The sequence below is a fragment of the Tessaracoccus oleiagri genome, from assembly GCF_900103275.1.
Classification (GTDB): Bacteria; Actinomycetota; Actinomycetes; order Propionibacteriales; family Propionibacteriaceae; genus Arachnia; species Arachnia oleiagri.
On the sequence record NZ_FNGP01000003.1, the window covers coordinates 87,204 to 112,732 of the forward strand.

Annotated in this window: 18 protein-coding genes and 4 tRNA genes; 11 read left to right on the forward strand and 11 right to left on the reverse strand. The window is 69.7% G+C overall.

Annotated elements, in window-relative coordinates; translation table 11 throughout:
* Window positions 1-69: 69 nt before the first annotated feature.
* On the forward strand, window positions 70-552 hold the full coding sequence (locus BLR46_RS08335; protein ID WP_143008252.1) for a hypothetical protein: 483 nt from the start codon (window positions 70-72) through the stop codon (window positions 550-552).
* 204 nt (window positions 553-756) lie between these two features.
* Here the strand turns inward: BLR46_RS08335 and BLR46_RS08340 are convergent.
* The 3 genes from BLR46_RS08340 to BLR46_RS08350 all read right to left on the reverse strand — a co-directional run bounded on the left by BLR46_RS08340 (window position 757) and on the right by BLR46_RS08350 (window position 1,117).
* Window positions 757-833, reverse strand: a tRNA-Phe gene (locus BLR46_RS08340).
* Between the two features lie 20 nt (window positions 834-853).
* A tRNA-Asp gene (locus tag BLR46_RS08345) sits at window positions 854-930 on the reverse strand.
* A 111-nt stretch (window positions 931-1,041) separates the two neighbouring features.
* A tRNA-Glu gene (locus BLR46_RS08350) sits at window positions 1,042-1,117 on the reverse strand.
* A gap of 79 nt (window positions 1,118-1,196) precedes the next feature.
* Here BLR46_RS08350 and pgsA point away from each other — a divergent pair.
* Window positions 1,197-1,796, forward strand: coding sequence for a phosphatidylinositol phosphate synthase (gene pgsA / locus BLR46_RS08355; RefSeq protein ID WP_093250991.1), 600 nt, complete (start codon window positions 1,197-1,199; stop codon window positions 1,794-1,796).
* A gap of 48 nt (window positions 1,797-1,844) precedes the next feature.
* Here the strand turns inward: pgsA and BLR46_RS08360 are convergent, their stop codons facing one another.
* The gene (locus BLR46_RS08360) at window positions 1,845-3,257 is read right to left on the reverse strand and encodes an SH3 domain-containing protein (RefSeq protein WP_176761713.1); all 1,413 of its coding nucleotides are present in this window, start codon (window positions 3,255-3,257) and stop codon (window positions 1,845-1,847) included.
* Window positions 3,258-3,664: 407 nt separating this feature from the next.
* Here BLR46_RS08360 and BLR46_RS08365 point away from each other — a divergent pair, with 407 nt between their 5' ends.
* Window positions 3,665-4,432: an alpha/beta fold hydrolase gene (locus BLR46_RS08365; protein ID WP_176761714.1), complete on the forward strand. Its 768-nt coding sequence runs from the start codon at window positions 3,665-3,667 to the stop codon at window positions 4,430-4,432.
* Window positions 4,429-5,166: an esterase/lipase family protein gene (locus BLR46_RS08370; RefSeq protein WP_143008253.1), complete on the forward strand. Its 738-nt coding sequence runs from the start codon at window positions 4,429-4,431 to the stop codon at window positions 5,164-5,166. The genes BLR46_RS08365 and BLR46_RS08370 overlap by 4 nt, the downstream gene beginning before the upstream one ends.
* Before the next feature lie 11 nt (window positions 5,167-5,177).
* Here the strand turns inward: BLR46_RS08370 and BLR46_RS08375 are convergent, their stop codons facing one another.
* From BLR46_RS08375 to BLR46_RS08385, 3 genes are read right to left on the reverse strand one after another with little or no spacing between them, the layout of a single operon-like run.
* Window positions 5,178-6,632, reverse strand: a complete 1,455-nt coding sequence (locus tag BLR46_RS08375; protein WP_093250998.1) for an L-fucose/L-arabinose isomerase family protein — start codon at window positions 6,630-6,632, stop codon at window positions 5,178-5,180.
* Window positions 6,629-9,073 (reverse strand): hypothetical protein, encoded by a 2,445-nt coding sequence (locus tag BLR46_RS15075; RefSeq protein ID WP_093250999.1) that lies wholly within the window; start codon window positions 9,071-9,073, stop codon window positions 6,629-6,631. Before BLR46_RS15075 ends, BLR46_RS08375 begins: the two co-directional genes overlap by 4 nt.
* Window positions 9,070-11,634, reverse strand: a complete 2,565-nt coding sequence (locus BLR46_RS08385) for a glycoside hydrolase family 2 protein (RefSeq protein WP_245701606.1) — start codon at window positions 11,632-11,634, stop codon at window positions 9,070-9,072. The genes BLR46_RS15075 and BLR46_RS08385 overlap by 4 nt, the downstream gene beginning before the upstream one ends.
* Before the next feature lie 152 nt (window positions 11,635-11,786).
* Here BLR46_RS08385 and BLR46_RS08390 point away from each other — a divergent pair, with 152 nt between their 5' ends.
* Window positions 11,787-12,866 (forward strand): LacI family DNA-binding transcriptional regulator, encoded by a 1,080-nt coding sequence (locus tag BLR46_RS08390; RefSeq protein WP_093251000.1) that lies wholly within the window; start codon window positions 11,787-11,789, stop codon window positions 12,864-12,866.
* Here the strand turns inward: BLR46_RS08390 and BLR46_RS08395 are convergent.
* On the reverse strand, window positions 12,832-14,133 hold the full coding sequence (locus BLR46_RS08395; RefSeq protein ID WP_093251002.1) for an FAD-dependent oxidoreductase: 1,302 nt from the start codon (window positions 14,131-14,133) through the stop codon (window positions 12,832-12,834). The genes BLR46_RS08390 and BLR46_RS08395 overlap by 35 nt on opposite strands.
* On the reverse strand, window positions 14,127-14,963 hold the full coding sequence (locus BLR46_RS08400) for an IclR family transcriptional regulator (RefSeq protein WP_176761715.1): 837 nt from the start codon (window positions 14,961-14,963) through the stop codon (window positions 14,127-14,129). Before BLR46_RS08400 ends, BLR46_RS08395 begins: the two co-directional genes overlap by 7 nt.
* Before the next feature lie 151 nt (window positions 14,964-15,114).
* Here BLR46_RS08400 and BLR46_RS08405 point away from each other — a divergent pair, with 151 nt between their 5' ends.
* The 5 genes from BLR46_RS08405 (at window position 15,115) to BLR46_RS08425 (ending at window position 22,151) form a co-directional block, all read left to right on the forward strand.
* Window positions 15,115-17,748 carry an alpha-L-rhamnosidase gene (locus BLR46_RS08405; protein WP_143008254.1) on the forward strand — a complete coding sequence of 878 codons (2,634 nt, stop codon included), beginning with the start codon at window positions 15,115-15,117 and terminating at the stop codon, window positions 17,746-17,748.
* 92 nt (window positions 17,749-17,840) lie between these two features.
* Window positions 17,841-19,148 carry an ABC transporter substrate-binding protein gene (locus BLR46_RS08410; RefSeq protein ID WP_093251007.1) on the forward strand — a complete coding sequence of 436 codons (1,308 nt, stop codon included), beginning with the start codon at window positions 17,841-17,843 and terminating at the stop codon, window positions 19,146-19,148.
* On the forward strand, window positions 19,145-20,095 hold the full coding sequence (locus BLR46_RS08415) for a carbohydrate ABC transporter permease (protein ID WP_245701607.1): 951 nt from the start codon (window positions 19,145-19,147) through the stop codon (window positions 20,093-20,095). The genes BLR46_RS08410 and BLR46_RS08415 overlap by 4 nt, the downstream gene beginning before the upstream one ends.
* On the forward strand, window positions 20,092-20,982 hold the full coding sequence (locus BLR46_RS08420; protein ID WP_093251012.1) for a carbohydrate ABC transporter permease: 891 nt from the start codon (window positions 20,092-20,094) through the stop codon (window positions 20,980-20,982). The genes BLR46_RS08415 and BLR46_RS08420 overlap by 4 nt, the downstream gene beginning before the upstream one ends.
* Complete coding sequence (locus BLR46_RS08425; RefSeq protein ID WP_176761716.1) at window positions 20,979-22,151, forward strand: SGNH/GDSL hydrolase family protein; 1,173 nt, start codon at window positions 20,979-20,981, stop codon at window positions 22,149-22,151. Before BLR46_RS08420 ends, BLR46_RS08425 begins: the two co-directional genes overlap by 4 nt.
* On the opposite strand, the gene BLR46_RS08430 is transcribed toward BLR46_RS08425, so the two are convergent.
* Complete coding sequence (locus tag BLR46_RS08430) at window positions 22,074-24,692, reverse strand: cellulase family glycosylhydrolase (protein WP_093251017.1); 2,619 nt, start codon at window positions 24,690-24,692, stop codon at window positions 22,074-22,076. The genes BLR46_RS08425 and BLR46_RS08430 overlap by 78 nt on opposite strands.
* 114 nt (window positions 24,693-24,806) lie before the next feature.
* Window positions 24,807-24,882 (reverse strand) — tRNA-Lys (locus BLR46_RS08435).
* A 34-nt stretch (window positions 24,883-24,916) separates the two neighbouring features.
* On the opposite strand from BLR46_RS08435, the gene BLR46_RS08440 reads away from it, so the two are divergent.
* Window positions 24,917-25,525 (forward strand): hypothetical protein, encoded by a 609-nt coding sequence (locus BLR46_RS08440; RefSeq protein ID WP_093251019.1) that lies wholly within the window; start codon window positions 24,917-24,919, stop codon window positions 25,523-25,525.
* Window positions 25,526-25,529: the final 4 nt, after the last annotated feature.

Consider the following 25,529-nt stretch of genomic DNA (forward strand, 5'->3'; position numbering starts at 1 on the left):
TCCGGCGTCCAGCCGGGCGAGTGCGACCGGCCGGAACGCGGCCACAACCAACCCAAGGAGATGAAGTACATGCGCGTGCTTAGCAAGCGTGGAATCGCCCTGCTCGGGGCCATCGGGCTCGCAGCCACCCTGTCTGCGTGCGGCGCCGAAGAGCAGGACACCGCGTCCTCCACCGCAAGCACCCCCGCGGCCACCAGCGCCCCCGCCGAGACCCCCTCGCAGGACGCCACCGCGGAGAACGAGGCAGAGTCCGAGACCGTCGAGTCCATCGACGCCATGGTCGCGGCCCTGCAGAAGAAGAACTACGCCTGCAAGGACTGGCAGCAGACCGACGAGGTCGCCGAGGCCCAGGCCTCCGGCACCTGCAACGGCGAGGACACCGTCATGGTGTTCGCCGACGCCGCCGGCGTCGAGGCCATGACCGCGCAGCTGGACGACGAGGGCCGCGGCTACGTCTACGGCGAGAACTGGGTCGTCGCCGACACCGTGACCCCCACGTTCGTGCGCAACGCCCTCGGCGGCACGGCCGTCAAGGCCGGCGCGGCTTCCTGAGCCACCACTGACTGGACGCGGGTCGCCTTCGGGCGGCCCGCGTTCTGCTTTACCTGCCTCCGGTGCGGTTCACCTGCCTACGTAGGCAGGTGAACCGGACTCCGGCAACCTGTGCGGCATCAGAACCGCACAGGTTGCCGGAGCCCGGCCAGGGGAGACCCGCAGGAAGGAAACAAAGAACCCCGCCTCGACGAGGCGGGGGAGTGGTGGCCAGGGCCGGGATCGAACCGGCGACCTTTCACTTTTCAGGCGAACGCTGCTACCAGCTGAGCTACCTGGCCATGCGGCCTGATTACAGACCTGGCGACCCCGACGGGACTCGAACCCGCGACCTCCGCCGTGACAGGGCGGCGCGCTAACCAACTGCGCTACGGGGCCAATTTCTTGACCTTGCTGGCGTTTGCCAACTCGGGAAACTATAGCGGCGATCTTCCCCAGATGTGAAATCGTGGGCCCCGCCGGTTTCTTCCCTCACTTCCTCCAGGGAAGTGGCATCCCCAACGGGATTCGAACCCGTGTTGCCGCCGTGAAAGGGCGGAGTCCTAGGCCGCTAGACGATGGGGACTAGCTCGGATGAGATTACAGGGAAAACCGATCCGAGTAAATTTGCCCAGCGGCGAGGCGACTCGGAGAGGAACGTGGCGATGCTCGAACGGTTCAGGACGGCGCAGGGGAGGGTCCTGCGCCCGGTGGCGACGGGGTTGCTGCGGCTAGGTGTGCCCCCGGACGCGGTCACCTGGTTCGGGACACTGTCGGTCACCACCGTCGCGCTGGTGTGCTTCCCCAACGGCTGGCTCTGGCAGGGGGCGCTGCTCGTCGCGCTGTTCTCCGTCTCCGACATGCTCGACGGGCACATGGCCCGCGCCCTGCCGGATCGCGACCGGAGGTGGGGGAGCTTCCTCGACTCGACGCTCGACCGCGTCGCCGACGCCGGCATCCTCGGCGGGCTGGCCTGGTTCCTCGTGGTCAGGACGGGGGCCTGGTGGGGCGCGCTGGCCGTCGCGGCGCTCGTCGCGGCCCAGCTCACCTCCTACGTGAAGGCCCGCGCGGAGGCGGTGGGGGCGAGTGCCGACGTGGGCCTCGTCACGAGGGCCGACCGCGTCGCGATCGCCGTTCTCGGTGCGCTGCTGGGCGGCCTCGGGGTGCCATGGGCGGTCGAGGGTGCGGTGCTGCTCCTCGCGCTGGGCGGCGGCGTCACCGTCGCGCAGCGTCTAGCGGCCGTGCGTGCACATCTCCAGGCATAGGGCGGCGCCCCGGAGATGGGGGCTCCGGGGCGCCGCAGGAGGAGAAGCTCAGTAGGTGTTGATGTGGACGTGGTCGAGGTGGTTGGCGGAGTCGCTGCCGCGGCTCGCCATGGCGCGCCAACCCTCGCTGTTGCGGGCGACGCTCCAGATCTTCTGGTCCCAGATGATGTAGCTGATGTTCAGCTCCTTGGCGTGCTTGCGGTAGTACTCCGCGATCGCATTGCCCAGGGCCTTGTTCGTCTTGTAGCTGGGGATCATCACGTCGACGGCGCGGCCGGCGGGATGGTCAGGGGTCACGTCGCGGCGCCAACCGTACTGCGTCTTGATCTCGGGGAAGCGCTCCCACACGTCGGCGGCGATCCGCTGCACGTAGGGGTTGGTGCGCTCGAGGCCGGAGGAGTAGCCCTTGTTGAGGGCCGTTCCGCGCAGCCCGCCGGTGATCGGGGCGGAGGTGAGGTCCCAGTTGCCGGGGGTGCTGCCGACGCCGCCGGCGGCGTTCGGGTCGGTGGAGGTCGTGTAGCGGGAGGTGACCCAGCGCAGCGCGCCGTTGTGGACGATCTCGGCGCGGCCGTTCGCGACCTTGCCGGTGACGGCCAGCTCGGTGCCTCGGGGCAGTTCGCCGCTGTAGCGGTTGCTGGAGCTGTCGGTCCAGAGGTTCAGGTTCGCCGTCGCCCAGCGCTTCGTCGTGGCGGGGAGGTCCGTCGGCGTGCCCGGAGAGGTGGCGGAGTCCGAGACGGGCCGCAGGTAGCGGGCGGAGGCCCAGCGGGAGTTGCCCTGCCAGACGACCTCGCTGAAGCCGTTCGCCGACGCGCCGGTCACCGGGAGGATGGTGCCACGGGGCACGACGCCGACGGTGCGGTGCGACGTCGAGGAGCCGACGCGCACGTTGAGGTTGGCGGTGGTCTGCATGGAGCCCTTGGCCTCGGGGGCCGTCACGCCGCTCGTGGGGGTGTTCACGGAGAGATAGCGGGTGGCGACCCAGCGCTCGCTGCCCTGCCAGACGATCTGCGTGTAGGCGCCGCTGATCCGTCCGGTGAGGTCCAGGGTGGCGCCCTTGTTCGCGACGGCGACGACGCTGTGCTGCAGGGAGGGGCCGGTGCGGACGTTCAGGTTCGCGGTGGCGTAGGAGTTGCTGGGGGCAGCGCTCTCCACGACGCGGGAGGAGTCGGTCGAGAGTGTCAGGTACTTGGAGAAGACGTACCCGGTGCGCCCGTTCCAGTTGACGGTCGTCCAGCCGTCGGTGGTGCCGGCGGCGGTGACCTGCTGCCCCACGTCGAGGATCGTGAGCGAGGTGCTCTGGGTCGTCGGTTCGGCACGCACGTGGACGCGGGTGGTGGCCTTCGCCGGCCCGCTGAGGGCGTCCGCGCCCGGTCCGATGGCGAGCGAGCCGAACATCTGCACCGCGAGCGCCAACCCTGTGGCTGCGGCGCCGATGCGCAACCCCTTCATTACCCTCTTCACGTTCTCTCCTCTGCGTGGTGTCGGGACGGATGCACCGCTTCCCCGGAGACGGTGCTCCCGGTACATCCGGCTGGACGGACCATAGGACCGTTTTCTCAGGCTCAACAAGGGTTGGTTGAGAGTTTGCTGAGGTTCTCGGGGTGGTCGGCGCGTGTTGGGACGGAAAACCACATCTGTGTGATTCGCTCTGCGGCGAGCGCTCTGACTAGGGCTTTTGACTGCTTCGCGGCTCCGACCCTGGGCGGTGGGCTGAGTCGTCGCGGATTTGAGGACACTTCTTAATAAACACTTGAAGTCGAGCTTGAGGTTCAGGCTTCGCCGGCCCGAACCTCAACCAGCCTCAACGGCCGCGCCGAGTGGCTTGGGGGCATGATGGAATGGTCGGGCGACGCTCGGAGGGAGTCGGCATGCAGGAGCTCGAGGGGTTCGACCGGAGCACCCGGAGGGTCCGCGACCTCGAGGTCGCGGTGCTCGACTCGCGCCCGGACGCGTCGCCCTCGACCCCGGTGTTCGTGCTCGTCCACGGCCTCGGCGTCTCGTCGCTCTACTTCCGCCCCTTCGCCCAACGGCTGGCCGAACGGGCCCGCGTCGTGGCACTCGACCTCCCCGGCTTCGGCCACACCGACGCGCCCGACCGGGCCCTCCGGATCCCCGGGTTCGCCCACTCGGTGGTCGACGTGGTCTCCCAGCTAGGGCTGGAGGCGCCGATCCTCGTCGGCCATTCCATGGGCTGCCAGGTGGTGGTCGAGGCGCTCGCGCTCGAGCCGCAGCTCGCCCGCGCGGCGGTGCTGATGGGGCCGGTCGTGCGGCCCGAGGACCGCCGGCCGGTGACGGTGGTGCGCCGCTTCCTGAAGGCCGCGTCCGCCGAGACGCCCGCGTCCGCGTGGCTGTCCGTCGCCGCCTTCCTGCGCTGCGGCCCGCGCTGGTTCGTCGAGATCTTCCCCGCGATGACCGACTACCGCATCGAGGAACGGATCGGCGACGTGTCGGTGCCGGTCACGCTGGTGGCGGGCGAGCGCGATGCGCTCGCGCCCGCCGGCTGGCTCGAGTTGCTGCGGGAACGGGCCGGGGGTCCCGCCACGTCGCACGTCGTCCCGGGCGCAGCGCACCAGGTGATGGTCAGCCACGCCGACGAAGCGGTCCGGCTCTGCACGACCGCCGGGGCCCGGCCATGAGGCTGCCCGCGATGGCGGCGCGCACCGCCGACACGGTCCATGACTGGGGCGTGGCGCTCGGCGACCTCGCCAGGGCCGTGTGGCGGGGGCGCGCAGCCTGGCGCCTGCCCGTCGCGCCCGACCCCGACTCCCGGTGCCGTGACGTGCCCATCGTGATCCTGCCGGGCATCCTCGAACCCTGGACGTACCTTGCGCCTATGGCCCGCTGGCTCTCCGACCGCGGGCACCCGGTCGAGTTCGTCGAGACCCTGGGCTGGAACCTCGCCGACCTCGACGCGTCCGCCGAGCGTTGCCTGCGCGTGCTGCGGCAGCGCGGCACCAGCGGGGCGGTCCTCGTCGCCCACTCCAAGGGGGGACTCATCGGCAAGGCGGTGCTGCTCGCGCAGGGCGACGAGGCAGCCGCCGTCGGCATGGTGGCGGTGGCGACCCCGTTCGCCGGTTCGACGGTGGGGCGCCGGCTCCACCGGCTGGTCGCACGGTCCCCGCTCGGCCTCTTCGCGCCCGGCAACCCGGTGCTCCAGGCGCTCGCCGACGAGGTGTCGGTCAACGCCCACATCGTCTCCCTCTCGCCCGCATGGGACCAGATGATCCCGGGCGGCTCCCACCTGGCCGGCGCCACCAACGTCGACCTGGCCGCGGCCGGGCACTTCCGCCCGGTCCGCGACGAGGCCGTCTGGGAGGTCATCCACGAGCACGCCCACCGACTCGCCGACGAGGCCGCCGGCGACGGGTAGGGGCGGGCCCCTCAGTGGGTCGGCACGATCACCGACTCGATGCCGAGGACGTCGGCGACCTTGGCCAGCGTCTGCGCGTGGTGGCCGATGCCGAGGGCGTAGTGGTGGGTGGGGGCCTCGCGGGTCCAGCGCTTGAGGAAGGTGCGGACGTCGGGCTCGAAGCGTCCGAGGGTGTTGGTGTTTCCGGTGGGGGGCACGGGCATGGGCAGGGACTCGCCCTCGGCGATGACGAACTTGAAGCGGCCGTCGGCGGTGATGGTGTTGCCGAGCATGGTGATGGGGCCCTCCTTGATGTTGAACTCCACGGAGGCGCCTGAGCCGGGTTTGCCGTGGTACTTCTTCAGGGAGCGGATGGCGGGGCGGCCCTGGGCGATGTTGATGTGGTGGGGGCCGTCGTGGCCGACGAGGACGGCGTCGCGGTCGAAGTCGATGGGGTGGAACTCGGCGAAGCTGCCGCCGATGTCGAGGCGGTCCATGACCATCATCGCGACGCAGGTCTTGACGTCGAACTCGCCGCACATGGGGAAGCCCTCGGCCTGGAGGAGGGAGTTGCCGACGACGAGGTTGGTCATCAGGGTGCGCATCTCGGAGCCGGGGTGGCCCTCGTAGTAGTAGGCGAGCCCGTCGAGGTGCTTCTCGTCGATGAAGCCGTCGAGCGCGACGGCGGCGCGGGCCGCGGTGTCGAGGTCCGCGTCGGTGAGCTTCATGGTGATGGGGTCGGAGACCGGGTCGGGGGTGTCGAAGAAGGCCAGGATCTGGTCCTTCTTCGCGGCGACGGCGGCGGGGTCGGGGTCCGCCCAGTGGCGCTGGATGTCCTCGGGTTCGCACAGGACGACGTGGGCGCCGAAGGCGGCGGTGAGGGCGGTCGGGTCGGTGTGCATGTCGAGCATGGATTCGAGCACGTGGCCCATGAGGCCGATGCGGGCGGTGCGGAGGCTGCGGCGGACCTTGGCGATCTGGCACCACTGGGCGAGTTCGGCGTCGGCGATGGGGTCGTTGTCGAGGGTGCCGATGATGACGTCGGGGACGGGTTTGCCCATCCGGACGGCCACGGCGGCGAACTCGGGGACCGAGCAGAAGTCGTCGTTGGCGAGCTGCATGTGGGTGGTGGCGTTGGCGTAGTCGAGCGAGGAGCGGGGCTGCAGCGCGACGAGCACGATCGGGATGTCGAGGGCGCGGACGAGGACCCCGAAGGTGGAGGAGGTGGCGTAGGTGACCATGTCGACGAGCAGCAGGTCGAGGTCGGCGGCGCGCACCCGCGGCAGCACGGCGTAGGCGGACTCGGCCTCGTCGACGAGCCCGAAGTCGACGACCTCGACGCCGTTGCCCTCCACCTTCCGCCCGAGCACCGCGGCCTTGGCGAGCAGTTCGTCGCGGAGGCCGTCGAACTGGTCCCAATAGACGTGGTGACCCACCGAGACGATCCCGACCTTCGCGCTGAGCGGTTTCCGGCGCTCGATCCTCATGTTGTTTCTCCTCCTGTGTCCTTGGTTTCCTGCCACATCGTGGTCAGGGTGCCGGTGACGGGCCCCACCGTGAGGCGGCCGCCCGGCTGGTCGTCGAGCGTCAGCGGCTCGCCGTCGACGAGCACCCGCAGCTCCGCCACGTGGGGCGGCAGCAGCAGGGTGACGCTCGCGTCGACGAGCCCGGTGACGCGGAACCCGCGCGTCATGTGCGCGGGGAAGGGTGCCATCTCGCGGCAGCTGAGCCGCCCGGCGGACGACTGTCGGACCAGGGCGCGGCACTCGGCGCGGACGGACTTCGCGAACTGGTAGGTGGCGACCCCGTCCTCGAGCCAGCACTCCTGGTGGTGCAGCACCGGCGCGCCGCCGGGCAGCGCGAGCCGCACGCGGGTGGTCGTGTCGGGCAGGTAGCCGCTGAACCAGAGGGCGCCGGCGGAACGGTGCGCGGCCAGGACCGCGCGCCCGGACGACGGGCGGCGCAGCTCGTGCGAGACGCGGAACCCGGTCGTGGCGACCAGGTCCCGCGCCAGGGCGCCCGCGTCGACGAACTCCTCCCGGTCGTGCGGGACGTGCGCGCGGACGCCGCGATCGTCGGGCTCCGCGTAGGCGAACGGCGACGACCCCCTGACCCACAGCACCCGGCCGCGGCCGACGGCCCTGGACGACGCGTACACCCGCTCCCGGTCCTCGGCCGCGACGGTGGCGAGCACCTCGACCCCGGGGTCGCGGGCGACCTCGCGGGCCGGCCCGTCGGAGAGCAGCGGGTCGTGGCGCAGCGTGGTGGGGAGAACGTCGGTCGTGGTCGCGTCCCCGGCCAGCGCGGTCGCGAGGCGCAGGTCCCCGTCGATTCCCTCGCGAGCGAGGTCCAGGCCGACCATCGCGCGCGCCGCCTCCGAGCGGGCCAGGGAGCCGTACAGCAGCACCGTGCCGCCGCGCGAGGCGTGCGACTCCAGCAGTCCGGCCATGGCCGATGTCAGCGCCCCGGCCGGCGCCACGAGGATGCTCTCCGCCATGGAGCCCGAGCCGAGGGCCCCGGCGAGGTCGTCGGTGGGGACGACGGTGTTGAGCGGCAGCCCCGCGTTGATGGCCGAGGTGAGGTACCAGTCCTCGAAGTGCGGCGAGCCGATCGTCGAAGGGTCGGCCGCCATCCGCTCGTGGTACTCCCGGAAGGGGTAGACCCACACCAGCGGGCCGGGGGCGTCCGGCGCCGCCTCGAGCGCCGTGGCGACGTGGTCGCCCACCTCGCGGGCGCAGCGCTCGTCGAGCACGCCCTTGGCGGTGTCGATGGCGAGGACGTTGACCTCGGTCGGCGGCTGCACCGACCCGTCGGCGCGGACCCTCGAGACGGCCAGCGGCAGGTCGATGTCGAACGGCTCGCGGTGGTAGAAGTCCCACCACGGCTGCTGCCAGAACCACGGATCGTTCGCGTAGAAGCGGAACCGGTAGCCCTCCGCGCCCGCCGGCAGCATCGCGATGCGCGACATGAAGCCCGCCATCTCGATGCCGAAGTCCTCGTTGAGCGGTCCCCACGGCGAGTTCGGGGGCGGGGACTCGATGACGCCCGCCTCGTAGATCTCGAGCGCGGGCACCGCGTCGGCGCCGATGTCGATGCCGGCGGTGTGGTTGGTGCCGCGCACCTGCACGGGGTAGGAGAGGTGGCGGCCGAGGTCGCGCCAGAACCCGAGCGCTCTCGTGCGAAGCTCCTCGACCCGGTCGGCGCGGAAGCGGGTGCCGTCGAAGGACTCGCCGAGCTCGGACCACGCGTACGAGCTGAACCCGAACCCGTTGGACAGCCACAGGTAGTCGAAGTCCAGCACCGCCAAGTAGTCCTGGGCCTGCCTGCCGAGGAACTCGCCGAAGCTCGTCCCGTCCGGGATGCCTCCGGGGAAGGCGGCGTAGCGACGGTCGTCGCCGCGGAGCTCGGAGAAGTGCCGGACCATGGCGATGATCGGGCCGATGCCGATGTCCTCGCCGCGGGCCACGACCTCCGGATGCCGGTCGAACTTGAACGACGAGGGAGCGAACTCCGGCCCGGGGTCGAAGGTCGCGCCGACGCTCGTCGGCAGTCCGCGCTCGGCGCCCACCCGCTTGATCGTCGCGACGAGGGCGGCCAGGTCCCGGTACGTGACGGTCGGCATCCCGTCGCGGAACGGGATCGCTACCCGCTCGGGCTCCTTGGGCTCCCCGTACGGGCTCGCCTCCGTGTTGTTGAACCCGATCCAGCGGGCCCACTCGATCTCCTCGTCGATCTCGGAGCGCCAGTCGAGGATCTCGCTGCCGTCGGAGACCCAGAGCAACACCGAGCACTCGTCGGCGGCGGCGAGGAGGGTGGACCACTGGTCGAAGATCGTCCCCACCGTCGCCAGGAGCGAGTCCCGGTCGTATGCGGTGAACGGTTTCAGGGAGACTTCGAGGTTGGCGCGGCGGAGTGGTGCGTCGGTCATGACTCAAGTCTCACGGCTACGACGTCCTCCCGGGGCAGCGCGTCGATGCCGGGGGCGGAGTCCTCCCCGGACCGACGTGCGGCCGCCACCAGGTCGTTGGCGCTGCGCAGCACCGGGCGACGCCCGAAGGCGCCGGGCTCCACCGCCGCAGCGGTGGTGACGTGGAACTCCGCCGTCTCGCCGGGGAGCAGTGTCACCAGGGCGCGGTCCACCCGCGCCCGCGGGTCGATGTGGTCGACGAGGAGCGTGAGGTCCTTCACGAGCGCGCGGGCGGTCGCCACCACTCGCACGCCACCGTCGGCCGCCTCGACGCGCACGTCGAGCGCCTCGTCGGAGAGGGCAAGCGAGGTGTCCTCGGCGAAGTACCAGAGCGCGCGCTCCCCGGTCGACAGGTCCGCGACGACGAACTCCGCCGTCGCGTCCTTCACCGCCAGCACGTCGCGCGGCAGTGGGACGGTCACGGCGGAGCGCGCCGGCACCGACACCGACCGGCGGTCCTCCGCCAGGACGAGGCCGCCGAGGCCGCACCGGCGCGCCCAGAGGGTCGCCTCCCACGCGTCCGGGGAGTCGTTGTGCAGCACCAGCGCGGGCCCGTCGGGTCGCGGCTGGATCGTGGCGAGCCGGTCGGCGAACACGTCGCGGAGCGCGTACCACAAGGGCTTGCGGACGCGGTGCGCGTCGACGGCGGACCAGGACACCACCGGCCAGCAGTCGTTCAGCTGCCAGACCACGGCGCCCGTGTTGAACGGGGCCAGGGATCGGAAGTGCTCGATCCCGAGCCGTACGGCGCGGGCCTGGTTGAGTTGCGTGGCCCAGTGCCAGTCGACGTAGTCGGCGGGCTCGGGGAGGTGGTCGCCCAGCCCGCGCTGCAGCTTGCCCTGCCCGTCGTCGGCCTTCTGGTGGACGAGCAGGTCCGGGCCGAAGGGGGAGCGGGGCTCGTCGTGCACGACCGACTCGAGCGTCGCGAAGGCGGGCGGGCCCTGGAAGCCGAACTCCGCCACGAAGCGGGGCCGGTAGCTGCGGTAGTGGAGGTAGTCGTGCGTGTTCCAGACGTCCCAGATGTGCATGCAGCCGCTGGTGTCGTCGTTGGGGTGCAGGTAGCGGTCGAAGGAGAAGGGGCTGCCCTCGAGGTAGGGCACCCCGGGGGCCAGCTCGGACACGACGCGCGGGAACAGCTCGGTGTAGTAGCCCTCGCCCCAGGTGGCGCCGTCGAGCATGGCGCGCCAGCCCCAGTCGGCCCAACCCCAGATGTTCTCGTTGCCCCCGTTGAACAGCGCCAGCGACGCGTGGCCGGCGAGGCGGCCGACGGCCTCCCTCGCCTCGGCGTCGAACTCGTCCCACAGCTCGGTGTCCTCGGAGTAGGCGGCGCAGGCGAGCGGGAAGTCCTGCCAGACCAGCAGGCCGAGCTCGTCGCAGAGGTCGTAGAAGTCCTCGGACTCGTAGATGCCGCCGCCCCAGACGCGAAGCAGGTTCATCCCGGCGTCGACGGCGTCCGTGACCGACGCCCGCAGGCTGGCCCGGGTGATCCGCGGCAGGTAGGTGTCGTCGGGGATCCAGTTGGCCCCGCGCACGTAGACGTCGGCCCCGTTCACACGCACCACGAAGCGGTTCCCCTCGGGGTCGGGGGAGGTGTCGACCTCCACCGAGCGGAAGCCGAGGCGGCCGCGCCACTCGTCGACGGTCTCGCCGGCGGGCGACAGGAGGGTCACGGTCGCCGGGTACAGCGGCTGGTCGCCGTGGGTGCGCGGCCACCAGGGCTCGGCCCCGGGCACCGCGAGCTCCAGACGGTTGTCCCCGGACGCGTCGACGGTGTGGTCGAGATGGTCCCCGACGCGGACTCGCAGCGTGTGGCCCGGGGCGTGGTGCTCGACCGCCATGCGGAGATCCAGTGTGGCACCGGCCTCGGCCGACCACGCCGTCAGGGGGCGGACCTCGGCCAGGCGCGGGCCGGAGCGCTCCTCGAGGGCGATGGGCCGCCAGATGCCGGCGGTGACGATCTCCGGCCCCCAGTCCCAACCGAAGGCGTAGGCGGGCTTACGGATGGCGTTGAAGGGGTGCGGGTTGGAGTGGGGGCGCTCGCCCAGCACCGCCTCGCGCTCGGCGGCGTACCGCTGGGCGGCGGTGAAGAGCACCCGCAGGTCGTTGCGGCCCTCGCGCAGGTGGCGGTGCACGTCGAAGCGGTAGGAACGGTGGTGGTTGGCGGTGCGGCCGATCTCGGCCTCGCCCAGCCAGAGGGTGGCGACGGTGTCGAGGCCCTCGGCGACGAGCTCGTGCCGGTCGTGCCCGTCGGGGGTCCAGTCGAAGGACCTGCGGTACTCCCAGTCGACGTGGCCGATCCAGGCCAGCGCCGCCTCGTTGCGGCCGTCGTAGGGGTCGGGGATCAGGTCGGCTGCGAGGAGGTCGAGATGCACGACGCCGGGCACGTTGCCGGGGATGCCGTCGGTGAGTGTCTGGGCCAGGGCCTCCGGGACCGGGCCTCGTACGGCGCGGAGCGTCCAGGCGCCACCTAGGTCGAGACGGTCGGAAGGGGTGACAGAGACACCGCTGGGTGAGGGAATCACGTGGATAACTCCGTGGGTCGTGGTGTTCGAATGAACCGGCCAGGGCTCAGTGGAACACCCACGCGACGAACTCTAGGCCATCCGACGCGACTTGTAAAGCGGTTTAGTAGCGTGATTGCATTTCCCTTCGAGGGAATGGGTAGTCTCTCAACATGCCGACACCCACGGGCGATGGAAAGCCTCGCCGCCTCACGATCGCGCAGATCGCTGAACGAGCGAACGTGTCTCCTTCTGCGGTCTCGTTCGCGCTCAACGGCCGCCCGGGAGTTTCCCCCAAGACCCGCGAGCGGATCCTGGAAGTGGTCCGCCAGGCCAACTGGCGGCCCAACTACGCGGCCCAGGCGCTGTCGAAGTCCCGGGCGGGAGTGATTGGTGTGGTCACGATCCGTGAACCGGGCCAGCCGCTCTGGTCCGCCAGCTTCGGTGGTCATTTCCTCGCGGGCGTGCAGTCCGCCCTCGCGGAGCATGGCGTCCTCCTCATCCTGCACACGGTCCAGAGCCTCGACGAAGAGGCGCAGCTCTACGAATGCTGGTTGGGTCAACGCCGGGTCGACGGAGTGCTCGTCATCAACCCGCGGGTCACGGACCCCCGACTGGAAGAGTTGGACAGGATCGACCTCCCCGCCGTCGTCGTGGGCGACACCCGCGAACAGTCGGATCTGAGCTGCGTCTGGACGGATGACGAGGACGCGGCCCACATCGCAGTGGAGCACCTCGCGAGGCTCGGTCACCGGCACGTCGCCAGGATCGGCGGTGACCCGGAGCTGCTCCACTTCGCGATCCGCGAGCGCGCCTTCAAGGCTGCAGCCCAGGACGCTCGCGTCAAGATGAACGCCGAGACACTGGACGCCGATGCGACGGCTGCCGAACGGGTCCGAGAACTGGCCGCTGCGCCCGTCAACCCTCTTACGGGCGTGATAGTCGAGGACATCGAGTTCGCGGTCCACCTGACGGGCGCGCTCCGCCAGCTGGGCATCTCGGTGCCCGGGGACATTTCGGTCCTCGCCTGGGACGACAGCCCCGCGGCCACCTTGCTGACCCCTGCGCTCACGGTGCTCCACCGAGACATCACCGAGTATGGCAGGCTCGCCGCAGACCAGCTGATCGAGGCCATCGAAAGCGGCGAGCGAAGGTCGATCCGGGGAACCAGCACCCGGCTCGTACGGCGTGACAGCACGGGTCCGGTCGGGCATCCAGTCAGCGGGGCGGGATCACCACCTCCCCCGGAATGATGGCGCCCCTGGCACGCAGGGCATCGTGCAACAACGGAAGCGGCACTTCTGCCATGGGGACTCTTTCCGTGACCGACAGCGCTGCATTGGCACCCGCCGCCTGTCCCATGGCCATGCAGGAGGCTTGAACGCGATAGGCCGAGTTGGCTTCCTGGTCGCCGGCTATGGCTCTCCCCGCGACGATGAGGTTGTTGCTACCGCGCGGGATCATCGCCCCACGAGGTATGGATGGAACGGTGCCATATGGCAGCGCACGGATCTCGATGCCGTCACCATCGGGCCGGTGCAGGTCGATGGGGTAGAAGCTGTTCGAGACCGCGTCGTCCCAATGTCGCCCGCTCAGGTAGTCGTCGCTGCGGATCCGCTCCAGGCCATCGATCGTGAAGGTCTCCCGGATCCCACATTCGATCGCCCAGGAGTCGACCGTGAGGTTCTGCAGGCCCTCCTGCCCGCGCAGGAATCGGTAGATCCGCGTAAGTGTTCTCCTGGCCTCCACCTCTGCGGCTGTCCGCGTGACGCTCGTGCCGCCGTCGACGCCCGTGACGTGAATGGTGTTCTCGCCGCGACTGCTCAGGAATCGCCGCATCGGCCTCTCGCTCATCGACAGATCAGTGGCCCGCAGCTCGCCATTGGAGACCGCCCGTGAGTAGGCCACGTCGAGGGCCTCGAAGTCGAGTTCTTCCAACTCGTACCCACCGAGCCGCACCATCAGTGTGCCCGGTTGTCTCTGCGTGTTGCTCTCCCGCTCGAGTCCCGCGAGACCGACTACGTCGGCGTCGCCGGAGCAGTCCACGATGCGACGGGCAAGGACTTGCGTCAGCCCCTCCTTGCCGCAGAGCGTCACGCGCCAGAAGTCACCCGCGGGCGACACGGCGCCCAGCATCGTGTGCAGCCGTAGACCTGAGCCGGAGCGGAGCACTGCTTCGTCGGCGGTGGCGGCGAACAGCGGAGCGACCACTGGCACCTGCAATTTGTAGTGCGGTTGTCGCCAGTCGCTGAAGTTGGGAAGCGTGCCGCCCGCCAAGGACACCGCCTGTTTGACCATCTCCCAGCCGATTCCCGCAATGACCTGCTGGCCCCACGCGTGGAACAGCCCCGGCAGAGCCACACCTGCCACGGTTGTGGTCCCGCCGAGCGCCCCGTTCTTCTCCACGAGCATGGTGCGCATACCCATCGAGGCAGCTTGGATCGCTGCTGGCACGCCGGCCGCTCCTCCGCCGATGACCAGGACATCGAGGAGTGTCTCACCTCCGTGAGGGGTCACCACGAATCGCCTCGCACCGGAGTTGCCGAGTGGCCGAGGACCGTGGACAGTTTGGATGCTGCTGCTGTGGCCGCGTCCACGAGCAGTGTCTCGTGGGCCGGGGTTCTTCGTACAGCAGGGTAGCCGACGCAGATCGCCGCAACCACCCTGCCAGCACCGTCCCGAACGGGAGCAGCGACACCGCAAACGCCCGCCGCTTCTTCTTCGAAGTTGGTCGCGTAGCCGGACCGGCGCACGCCGTCGAGTTCGGCGGCAAGTCGCTGCATCTCGCCCGCTGGCAGGTTGAGAAGGGCTTGTAGCTCGCCTGTGGTGGCGCCGGACAGGAGGGCCTTGCCGGCGGCAGTGCGACGCAAGGCTCCAGTGGGGTCGGAAGGGCTCCTCATGTTGCTGGGGTTGACGTTCAACAATTGGCGGCTGACGAGCACCGAGAGGTCCACTCTTCTGCCCTCGCGAAGAGTCGACAAGTGCACCGTCTCGTCGGTCCGCTCCCAAAGGTCGCGCAACACCGGTGCAGCCACGATGCCCAAGTCGTACTGCAGCTCGTAGGTGCGGTTCAGTTCGAAGAACCGGGGCCCCAGGACGTACCGGCGGGTTTCATCGATCTGGCCCACGAGCCCATGGATTGCCAAGGCGCTGAGCAGGGTCCTGCCGGTCGAGGCGTGCAGACCCACCCGGTCGGCCAGAATCTTGAGCGGCACTCCAGCGGGCCCGGCGGCGGCGATCTCGGTCAGCAGTGAGACAGTCCGATCGATCGCCTGGATGGGGCTGCGCGGTTGCTGAGCGGGGGCAGGCTGGTCCCCGAGGGATGGCCGAGGCTCCTGACTGGGCGGCATGGGATCGCCTCTTCTTGTTGTTGCGCCGCTCCGGTGGCTGCGCGGTGTGGTTAGATCTGTTCTACATTGCAGAACCTGCTTCGTCAATATAGTAGGCGAGTGCGTTTTTGCCGCAGGAGGCAACCGAATGAGGGCCGAGGAGTCGCTGAGCATGCAGGTGGTCGAGGGGGCTGGGGCTGCGCCCGCGGTCGCCGTGAGCAGGTTGAGGGTGGAGTCGACCGCGGAGCCGGTGGGAGTCGACGTCGCCGCGCCCCGCTTGTCCTGGATCGTCGAGGCCGGGGCAAACGGAGTACGCCAGACGCACTACGCCGTTCGCGTCGAGGAGGTCGGCGATGCCGAGGGCGCCTCGCCGGCCGTGTGGGAGCTCGGACCGGTGGCGTCGTCCGCCACCCGGAGCGTCGATTACGCCGGTTCGCCACTGAAGGCGAACACCAGGTACCGGTGGCGGGTGTCCGTGTCCACGTCGGCAGGGGAAGCCTCTGCCTGGTCCACGTTTCGGACCGGCTTGTTCATCGACGCGGACTGGGCGGGGGCCAAGTGGATCGCTCGGCGTGGGGGCACTGTCGGGCGGATCTCCCAGCCCGCACCAGTCATGCGCCGGAGCTTCGTCCTCAATCGTCCCGTGGTCAGTGCCCAGCTGTACGTGGCCGCCGGAGGGTATGCCGACGTCCGCATCAACGGGGACGCCCCGGATCGGGGGGTGCTAGCACCGGGCTTCACCGATTACGACGTCTGCGTGCAGTACGACGCCACCGAAGTGGCCGAGCTTCTGCACTGCGGCATCAACACACTCCGGGTGGAGCTGGGACGGGGCTTCTATGCAATGCTCCAACGGAACATCTGGGGGTGGGAAAGGGCCCCGTGGCACGCTGAACCGTGCGTGAGGATCGCCCTGCTGGTCGAGCATGACGACGGCAGCCGCACTTCGGTGGTGACGGACGAGGAGTGGCGCGCCGAGGACGGGCCAATCATCTTCGACGACCTCTACGCAGGTGAGTCGTTCGACTTCTCCAGGCGACTGGTTGGCATCGACGATGCACGCTTCGATGATGGGCCATGGCAACCGGTGGTCACCGTGGCCGGCCCCCGCGGGGCCCTCAGGCACCAGCGCCAGCCTCCGATCAGGGCGACGGACACCATCCATGCGGTGTCGGTGGTGCGCCTGGCCCCCGGCCGATTCGTCGTCGAGTTTCCGCGGGTGATGGCTGGCTGGGTGACGTTGACCATCCCTGCCCGGGCGCGATCCAAGGTGAGAGTCGTGTATGCCGAGACGCTGCGAGCCGACGGCAGCGCCAACAACGACGACCCTGCGGACTACTACGAGGGGCGGTTCCAGACCGGTGAGGTGACCTTCACGGCCGAAGGGCAGTCCTGGAGTCCAAAGTTCAGCTACTACGGGTTCCGTTACGTCGAATTGACCGGCTGGCCGGACGAGCAGCCGCCGACCGGGGACAGCGTAGTGGCCCATTGCATTCACACCGACCTCCGGCGCACCGGTGCGTTCAGCTGCTCTGAGCCCCTGCTCAACGAGATCCACGGCATCGTCGTCGACACGGTCCTCAACAATGCGCATGGGATTCCTACGGACACACCCACGTTCGAGAAGAACGGATGGACCGGGGACGGCATGGTGGCCGCGGAACTGATGCTGATGAACTTCGACGCGCACGAGTTCCTGGCGAAGTGGACCGAGGACATCGTCGCGACCGCCCGTCACACGGGGATTCCCCGTGTGATCGCCCCCCATGGCGGTTGGCCGCACGACTGGGGTCCAACGCCGACGTGGAACGCCGCCATGGCACTGGTTCCGCAATGGCTCCACCTCTACACCGGGGACGAGAGGAGCTTGGCGACCCATTACGACGTCCTGGCGGAACATGCGCGGCTCGAGTTCCGGCGGGCATCGTCGGGCATAGCGACCACCACGCTCGGTGACTGGGTGGCCCCCGAGACCCCTCCGGGTGGCGGCAATCCCGAGGAGGACCTGCGCGTCACGGCAACGATCTTCCTGCACGCGATCCTGAGCGCCGTGGCTGACGCGGGGCACTTGGTGGGCCGCCGGGGGGAGTCCCAAGAATTTCGCGTGCTCGCGGGACAGGTGAAACAGGCGTTCCTGAACGCCTTCTACGATGCCTCCGCCGGCGTGGTCAAGGGAGCGGGAGAGAGGGAGTTCCGGCAGACGCACAACGTCCTCGCTCTGGCGTTCGGGCTGATCCCCGACTCCGGGCGACAGGCGGTCGCGGACGCCGTGGCCAACGACGTGGTGCAGCGCGATTTCCATCTCAATACTGGGGCCTTGGGGACCAAGTACCTGTTGCCGGTGCTGAGCCGTCACGGGCACTCGGATGTGGCGGTACGCGTGGCACTGCAGACCTCCTTTCCCAGTTGGGGATACTGGCTCGCAAACGGTGCGACGACGACGTGGGAACATTGGTCGATCGAGTCCCGCTCACGCGGACACTATTTCCTCGGCACTGTGGATGACTGGCTCTTCCACGACGTCGCCGGCATCCGTCCGCTGGTCCCGGGGTACCGCGTGTTCCTGGTGTCCCCGATGCTGGCTGCCCCGCTCACGTCAGCCACGGCCAGCATCGAGACGGCCATGTTGGTCGTGAGCGTCGGTTGGCTGCAAACCATTGACGGCCATGAAGTGCACGTCGGAGTACCGGTGGGAGCAACGGCGGTCGTCAGGCTCCCCGCCGGTCACGTCACCATCCTTGAATCCGGGGGGCACAGGTTGCGCTCGTACAGCGAACCGCGTGAAAAAAGTCCGCCGCAGACTTGACACTAAAGCCCTTTAGTTGTTGAATCTCCTGTACCGGCCAGGTCTCAAGAACGCCCACTCACTACTCAATGCCGAGAGATTAGAGGATCCAGATGCTTGCATCGTCCCGCCGTCGCGTTGCCGTCCTCACGGTCGCAGCGCTTTCCACCGGTTTCCTGGCCGCCTGCTCCGACAGCAACGCCCAAGAGACCAACGAACCCGCCCCTGCTCCCGCCAGCTCCGCAGAGCTCGGAGGAACGCTCACGATCGCCACCAGCAGCGATATCGGCCCGAAGCTGTTCATCGACGACTTCACCGCGGAAACCGGCGTCGACGTCAAGGGCACCTATGCCGAGGCCGGTGCACTGGGTGAGCAGATCCGAATCCAGGTCACGTCGGGGACTGCCCCTGACCTGTTCCGTTCCGCGCCCGGCTACGCGGCGCCGTCGTCGGTGCTGAACCTTGCGGAGGAGGGGGCACTGATGGACCTTTCCGACCAGCCATGGGCCGAATTCGTCCCCGAGTCCTTCGCCCCGCTGCAGCAGCTCGATGACAAGACCTACGCCTTCCCGACCTACGGTCAGGCCATGCTCGCCTTCTACAACAAGGCGGTGTTCGAGGAAGTCGGGGTCGAACCTCCGACCACCTGGCCTGAGTTCATCGAGGTCATGGACCAGTTGAAGGCGGCCGGCAAGACCCCGATCGCCCTCGGTCTCGCCGACGCCTACATCATGCAGTTCTTGCCGTTCGCACTGTCCTCGACGCTGGTCAATGGGCAGACGCCGGACTTCTACGACCGCCTCAACGCCGGCGAGACCTCATTCGTCGAGTCTGAAGGATGGCGGAAGACCCTCGAACTGTTCCTCGGACTCATCGAGGACGGCTACACGACGCCGAACCCGCTCGGCATGCCGGGGGATCCCGCCATGCAATCGGTGGGCAGCGGCGAGGCGGCCATCGTCGTCATGCCGTCCGCCGCATCCCCCGTGCTCGCCGGCTTCATGGAAGGCGGGGCCGACCAGATGGGGTCCTTCGCGATCCCGGCCACGGACGATGCGAGCGAGACCTTCGTCGCATTCACTCCTGATTACCTGGTCGTGAACGCCGACGCGGAGAACGCCGACGCCGCGCTGGCGTTCCTCGACTACATCTCCGCCCCGGAGCGCACGGCCGAGTGGGCTGCCGAGATGGGTGCCATCCCTGCGCTGACCAACGCCGAGCCGATCGACAACCCGCTCAACCAGACGGTACAGCCGTTCCTCGACGAGGGGCGCACGGCACCCTTCGCCAACCACGCCTGGCCCGGCGGCCAGGTCGCCGCGGCCCTCATGGAGGTTGGTCAGCAGGCAGTCGAGGGCTCCAAGACGATCGACGACGTGCTCGCCGCCATGGACGCTGCCTACCAGGAGGCCATGAAGTGAGCACAGCTCTCGCCGAGAGGGTGTCTGCGGCCTCCGGGCCGCAGGCCCCCTCGCGGGCGGGGCGCCCCGGGGGAGCGGCGCGCCGCCGGCGGCTGGCGCCCCAGTGGTTCCTGGCGCCCGCCCTCCTCTTCTACGCAATCGTCGTCCTCTACCCCTCCGTCGCCGGTGGCTACTATGCCTTCACCGACTGGGCGGGTGGGGCCGAGGCCAACTTCATCGGACTCGACAACTTCCGCGAGATGCTCGACGACCAGGCGGCCGTCGCCTCGCTCCGCAACACCCTCCTGATCGCGGTCTCGCTCACCGTCGTGCAGTCGGGACTCGGGCTCCTGCTGGCCCTCGCGCTCAACTCCGCGATCCGCGCCCGCAACCTGCTGCGCACCCTCTTCTTCGCCCCCATGATGATGCCGCCCGTCATCGTTGGTCTCCTGTGGCAGTACATCTACACGCCCGGCGGCCCGCTCGACACCGCACTCGGGGCGCTCGGCCTCGGCGGCCTCATCCAGAGCTGGCTCGGCAGCTCCGACATCGCCCTCTGGTCGATCATCGCGAGCGTCATCTGGCACCACGTCGGCATGTCGATGGTCATCTTCCTCGCCGGCCTCCAGGGCATCCCCTGGGAGCTGTACGAGGCGGCCGCCCTCGACGGGGCCGGCAAGCTGCGCCAGTTCCTCTCCGTCACCTGGCCGCTCCTCGGGCAGGCCATCACGATCGCCACCGCGCTGACGATGACCTCCTCCCTCAAGCTCTTCGACCAGGTCTTCGTCATGACCGGCGGCGGCCCGGGCGTCTCCACCCAGACGCTGTCGCTGATCATGTACCGCGAGGCGTTCGTCTACGGCGAGTACGGCTACGGCTCCGCCATCGCGCTCGTGCTGACGATGATCGTCGCCTTCATCGTCTTCCTCCAGATGTCCATCACCCGACGAGGGGAGGTCGACGCATGAGCGCCACCGCAACCCGGATCGCCACCAGTGCGGTCACCGCCACCGCGGCACCGCGACGCCGACGGTTCCGCCACGGCTACGGGCGTCCGCTGCTCGAGGTGGCGATGATCCCCATCACCATCGCCTACCTCTTCCCGCTCTACATCATGGTCTCGATGTCGTTCAAGACCACCTCCGAGATCGCTTCCTCGACGGTGGCGCCCCCGCAGTCGCTGTTCCTCGGCAACTACGAGACCGCCTGGGTGAGCGCAGGCCTCGGCCGGGCGATGCTCAACAGCCTGCTCATCACCGCCGTCAGCATCACCATCGCCGTGCTGATCGGGGCCATGGCGGCGTTCGCCATCGTGCGCGGCAACCGTCGCACGAGCACTTGGAAGCTGATGCTCTTCCTCCTCGGCCTGATGATCCCGGGCCAGCTCGGAATGGTGCCGCTCTACATCCTGATGCGGGATGCGGGTCTGCTCCAGACCCACGCGTCGCTCATCATCTTCTACGTCGGCAGCCTGATGCCGATGACCGTCTTCCTCTACACCGGGTTCCTCAAGACCCAGTCGCCCACCTACGAGGAGGCGGCCAAGATCGACGGGGCGGGCTGGTGGAAGGCCTTCTTCCACGTCGTCTTCCCCCTGCTGCGGCCGGTCACCGGCACGGTGATCATCGTCAACACCATCAACACCTGGAACGACTTCCTCACCCCGCTGCTGTACCTCGCCGGCACCGAGAACCGCACGCTCCCCGTCGCGGTCTTCTCCTTCCAGGGGGAGTTCGCCAGCGAATGGGGCCTGATCTTCGCGGGCATGATGATCGCCGCGCTGCCGGTGCTCATCGTGTACTTCTTCCTGCAGCGCCACGTCATCCAGGGCTTCGCGGGCGGCCTGAAGGGGTGATCCCCCGACCACTCCCCGTCACCTCGCACGTGCACCTGCCCGTGCGGGTGGCCCCGCCACACAACTCGAGCGACGCGGGTGCAATCACCACCCGTCTGCACCACGTCCTCGAACGCGACGCGTCCGGCATCCGGCTCGTCTACGCCAACTGGTCCAACGACCAGGGCGCGGACCTCCCGGGGCCGGACGCGATCCGCGTCTCCGCCACCGTCGCGCTCGACGGTGGGGCGCCGCTGCCCGTCACCTTCGACGGCGAACCCGCCGCCACGCTCGCGCCCGGCGAGGCGCGGATCAGCGACCCGCTGCCCATCGGGGCCCCGAAGGGCGCGACGATCACCAGCACGACCACCGCACGCGGCGGCACCGTCCCCCTCGGCCCCTGCACCGACGCCACTGAGGGCGAGGGCGTGGCAGTGGGGGAGCGGGAGCCGGAGCCCGGCACCGCCTACGGGTACGGCCCCTGGCAGGTCCTCGGCGACGTAGCCGACGTCGCGCCCCTGCTGCTCGTCACCGGCGACTCGAACGCGGTGGGCTTCGGTGACCGCCGCGGCACCGCCGACCACCTCGGCTGGGTCCGGCGGGCGTTCGCCGGCACCGTGCCGCTCATCAACCTCGCGGTGAGCGGCGGCACCGCGCTGGGCGCGCAGACCGACGCATCGAAGCTCCGGCGCGGCCGGTTGCTGCAGTGGGCGGAGCCCGACGTCGCCCTCGCCGCCCTCGGTACCAACGACCTCCAGCGCGGCGGTCCGACGCTCGCGGAGATGCAGCGGAGGCTGACGGCGCACTGGCTCGACCTCGCGGGAGCCGGGCGGCCCGTCCACGCGTGCACGATCCCGCCCGTGACGACGTCGACGGACGGGTGGCTGACGATCCCCGGACAGGTTCCCACCCCCGGGAGCGACGTGCGCGCGGCGGTGAACGCCTGGCTCCGCACGGTCCCGGCGCCGCTGGCCGGGGTCGTGGACGTGGCCCGCGCCCTCTGCGCCCCGGAGTCGGAGCACGTCTGGGGCGCGGGCCTCACGGATGACGGCGTGCATCCCAACGCGGTGGGCCATGCGGCGGCCGCAGGGGCCGCCGCATGGCTCGTCGCGTCACTGTGCGATGCGGAAGATGGCGCTGCGCCACTTCTCCAACGGCACCCGGATGCCTCCCTGGGCCAGCTGCGCTGAGGTGCCGCTGAAGACGGAGCTGCCGTCCTCGGCGAGCAGCCGGAAGCTGCCCTCGCGCTCGATACGGGGGTACACCTTGTCCCGTGCCGGGTTCTTGGCCGACCTGCGGTAGACGACTAGGTGCTCCGGGCCGACGATCAGCTGGTGGTCGACGCCGGTGCGCTCGTCCACAGGCACACCCGCGCCGGCCAGGAAGGACGCCAGCGCCTCCCGCTCGAGGGCGGCCATGTCGTCCACCCACAGGATCGGGACGGGGAACCCGTCGGCCTCGAGGACGCTGCGCACCCTCGCATCGAGGTTGCGTCGGTCCACCACCACGGCCTTGTAGTCGAAGTCCGCGCTGAGCCCGTCCACCTGCTCCAGGCCCGTCGGGACCATGGTCAGGAGCCGGTCGATGATCTCGTCGTCGGTCAGGAGGTGGAACGCCGGCAGGTGCAGGTCGAGCGCCAGCCGGACGAAGGGGACGACGGCGAAGTTGTGCCCGTTCGCGATGGGGACCGCGGCGGGGTTCTGGATCACCGCCACCTGCGCGCCCGACCAGTCCACCGGGCCGGCGGCGTAGACGGGGGAGAAGCGGCGGTAGTGCCGCTCGAAGGCCTCCCGGAAGGGGACGAAATCCACCGCGTTGTGCCACAGCGCCCAGTGCAGCTGGCCGACGGCGCCGGCCGCGTAGTACTGGGCGAGGCCGGCCTCGATCATCAGTTCGCCCGCCTCGGACTGGGGCAGGTCGGGCAGGAACGACTCCCACCCGTAGCTGCCGCCCTCACCGTTGTAGACGGGTCCCGAGGTGGAGTACGGGGCGAACAGCGAGGCGATTGCGTGCGAGAACACGTCGTCGACGTCGCGGGCCAGCCACGGCGACCGGCGCTGCTCGGCGTCGGGCCGCAGGTCGATGGGGGCGTTCGGCATGTAGTGGTGGGGCGCGTTGCCGTCGACGATGTTCGGCAGCTGCCAGGTGGAGACCGAGGTCGACACGTCGTGGCCGTACGCGCCGACCATCGCGAACACCAGCCGCTGGGGATCCGCGCCCTTGACCGCCATCGCGCACTGCTCGGTGACGCGTCGCCAGTTCGACTGGATGGACATGTAGGCGTCGTGCGGCTCGTTGTGGGGGATCTCGATGCCCATGATGGCGTGGTTGCCCTTGAAGTGGGTGGCCAGCCAGCGATGGGAGTCGAGCAGGGTGCCCAGGTGCTCCGGGTCGGCCACGTTGAAGGTGCCGCGCTCCGTGGGCGACGGGGCGAGGTACGCGAACGCGGTGCCCGGCTTCCCGGTCCCGGCGTCGTGGTTGTTCCCGCCGCTCCAGTAGTCGTAGGGGTCCACCGGGTAGCGGTGCCAGTCGAGCACGAGCCGGATGCCGTGGCGGCCGGCCCGCTCGGCGAAGTGGTCGAGCATGGCCAGCCACTGCGGATTCATGCCCCGCGACGTGATCTCGCCGAGCCAGGCGTCGTCGTCCGGGAAGACGCCGCGGGCGGGCTGCACCATGCCGAGGTTGATCGGCACGCGGATGACCCGCAGGCCCCAGTGCGCCATCAGCGCGATGTCGGCGTCGAGGCCGGTCCAGTCGGCGGTCCGCGGGAACTTCAGCATCACGAGGTCGTAGTTGAAGCCGGTGAAGCCGAACGGGCGGTCGCCGTCGAGCAGCTTGCCGCCGACGACGGTGAGCGGGCCCAGCTCCTGTGGGTCCCTGATCTCGACGGGGAAGGTGTGGCTGACGCCGAGGTGGTCGATGGTGATCTCGGTCGTGCCCGCGGCCACGGGCGTGAGGTAGCCGTACTCGTCGACGGTCAGCACACCGGGGTCGGCGGGGGTGAGGGACGAGTGCTGGGTCACGTCGCGCGTGGTGCCGTCGGCGTACTTGGCGCGCACCACGAGCGGGACCAGGTCGTCGTCGTCGGTGAGCGCGAGCGGCAGGCCGGTGGTCTCGAGCGAGCTGGGCACCACCTCCTCCACGAGGTGCTCGACGCGCACGTCGTCGAACCAGGCGACGGCCTTGGTGGAGCCGAGCGTCAGGTGGTCCTTCCAGACCTGCAGCTCGAGGCGGATCACGTCGTCCATGCCGGCGATGTTGTTCCACTGGGTCATCTCGACGTGCTGCCAGGCCGGCTGACCGGCGGGCACGTTCACCTGGACGTTGCGCACGCCCTGCGTGGCGCTGACCAACCTGACTTGGATCCGGGAGACGCCCTGGGTGCGGACCTTGAGGGTGACCTTGCGGACGTCGAGCCGGTCAAGGGTCTTGCGTAGGGCGACGTATCGCCCCGCGGAGGTGAAGTCGCCCGTGAGGCGGCCCGAGCGTCGGCCGACCGCGGCGAGCGAGTCGTCGCGGACGAACTCGCCCACGGCCGCCCCGTACTCGTTGCCGAGGTGCAGCGCCCAGGGCTCGTGGCGGGACTCGAAGTGGCCGATGACGTCGGTCCAGGTGACCGGCGCCGCGGCTGCGGTGATGGGGCTGAGGTGGTTGGCCAGCACGCTGGTGGCCACGACCGCCCCGGTGCCGATCAGCATCGTGCGTCTGGTGAAGGTGTACTTGGGATCCATCTGGGGAGTTCTCCTGTCCGGGCGCCGCTTCCTTGCTAAAGCGCTTTAGTGTAGGATAGGCACGAATCAGGCCGACGGTCAATGGGCCGACGTTGATTGGTGGATGGGAACGGATGGTGCCCCCAGCGGGGATCGAACCCGCGACCCATGGATTAAAAGTCCACTGCTCTGCCAGCTGAGCTATAGGGGCCCGGTCAGTCTAGTACGTCTGGCACAGTGGCTGCATGGCATGGCTCTGGCTCGTCGGCGCGCTCTTCCTGGGAGGTGCGTTGCTCGTCGTGGCGGTCACCTTCGACGCCCGCCGGCGCCGCGAGCTGGAGCGGGCCGCGAGCGAGGTGCCGCTCCGGGGCGACGAGCGGGTCGACCGGCACCGGCCCCGCTACGTGACGCAGGAGGAGATCGACGCGCTGCCGCGGCCCAGCGGCGCCGGCGGCCGGCCTGAGGGCCGGCGGTTCGACTTCGGGCTGGCCCACCCCGATCTGGCTGCGGATGGGGGCGCGGCGACGCTCGAGGCGCCCCGCGTCCTGATGGTCGAGGGGGACGTCACGAGCATGCGGCAGTTGCTGCCGGTGCTCGGGGACGGCCCTTTGCTGCTGATCGCCGACGGGCTGGGGGAGGAGGTCGGCCGCACTCTTGGCGCGAACCGTCGGGCGCTCGGCATGCCGGTCCTGGCGTGCGAGGCGAGCCCGGGCGACCTCATCGAGGTGCGGGACTTCGTCGGCGGGGAGATCCTCTCCGGCGACGACCTGCGCGCCGGCTACACGCCCGCGTCCGCCTTCGGCCACGTCGCCGGGGCGTCCGCCGACGCGCGTCACACCTGGCTGCGGAAGTGAGCCG

Bases quoted from the DNA above. Each gene is read 5' to 3' on its own strand.
- BLR46_RS08375 (WP_093250998.1), bottom strand. From the start codon at position 6,632: ATGAGGATCGAGCGCCGGAAACCGCTCAGCGCGAAGGTCGGGATCGTC.
- BLR46_RS08430 (WP_093251017.1), bottom strand. From the start codon at position 24,692: ATGGATCCCAAGTACACCTTCACCAGACGCACGATGCTGATCGGCACC.
- BLR46_RS08400 (WP_176761715.1), bottom strand. From the start codon at position 14,963: ATGCCGCCCAGTCAGGAGCCTCGGCCATCCCTCGGGGACCAGCCTGCC.
- BLR46_RS15075 (WP_093250999.1), bottom strand. From the start codon at position 9,073: ATGACCGACGCACCACTCCGCCGCGCCAACCTCGAAGTCTCCCTGAAA.
- BLR46_RS08365 (WP_176761714.1), top strand. From the start codon at position 3,665: ATGCAGGAGCTCGAGGGGTTCGACCGGAGCACCCGGAGGGTCCGCGAC.
- BLR46_RS08410 (WP_093251007.1), top strand. From the start codon at position 17,841: ATGCTTGCATCGTCCCGCCGTCGCGTTGCCGTCCTCACGGTCGCAGCG.
- BLR46_RS08370 (WP_143008253.1), top strand. From the start codon at position 4,429: ATGAGGCTGCCCGCGATGGCGGCGCGCACCGCCGACACGGTCCATGAC.
- BLR46_RS08335 (WP_143008252.1), top strand. From the start codon at position 70: ATGCGCGTGCTTAGCAAGCGTGGAATCGCCCTGCTCGGGGCCATCGGG.
- BLR46_RS08440 (WP_093251019.1), top strand. From the start codon at position 24,917: ATGGCATGGCTCTGGCTCGTCGGCGCGCTCTTCCTGGGAGGTGCGTTG.
- pgsA (WP_093250991.1), top strand. From the start codon at position 1,197: ATGCTCGAACGGTTCAGGACGGCGCAGGGGAGGGTCCTGCGCCCGGTG.
- BLR46_RS08390 (WP_093251000.1), top strand. From the start codon at position 11,787: ATGCCGACACCCACGGGCGATGGAAAGCCTCGCCGCCTCACGATCGCG.
- BLR46_RS08405 (WP_143008254.1), top strand. From the start codon at position 15,115: ATGCAGGTGGTCGAGGGGGCTGGGGCTGCGCCCGCGGTCGCCGTGAGC.
- BLR46_RS08420 (WP_093251012.1), top strand. From the start codon at position 20,092: ATGAGCGCCACCGCAACCCGGATCGCCACCAGTGCGGTCACCGCCACC.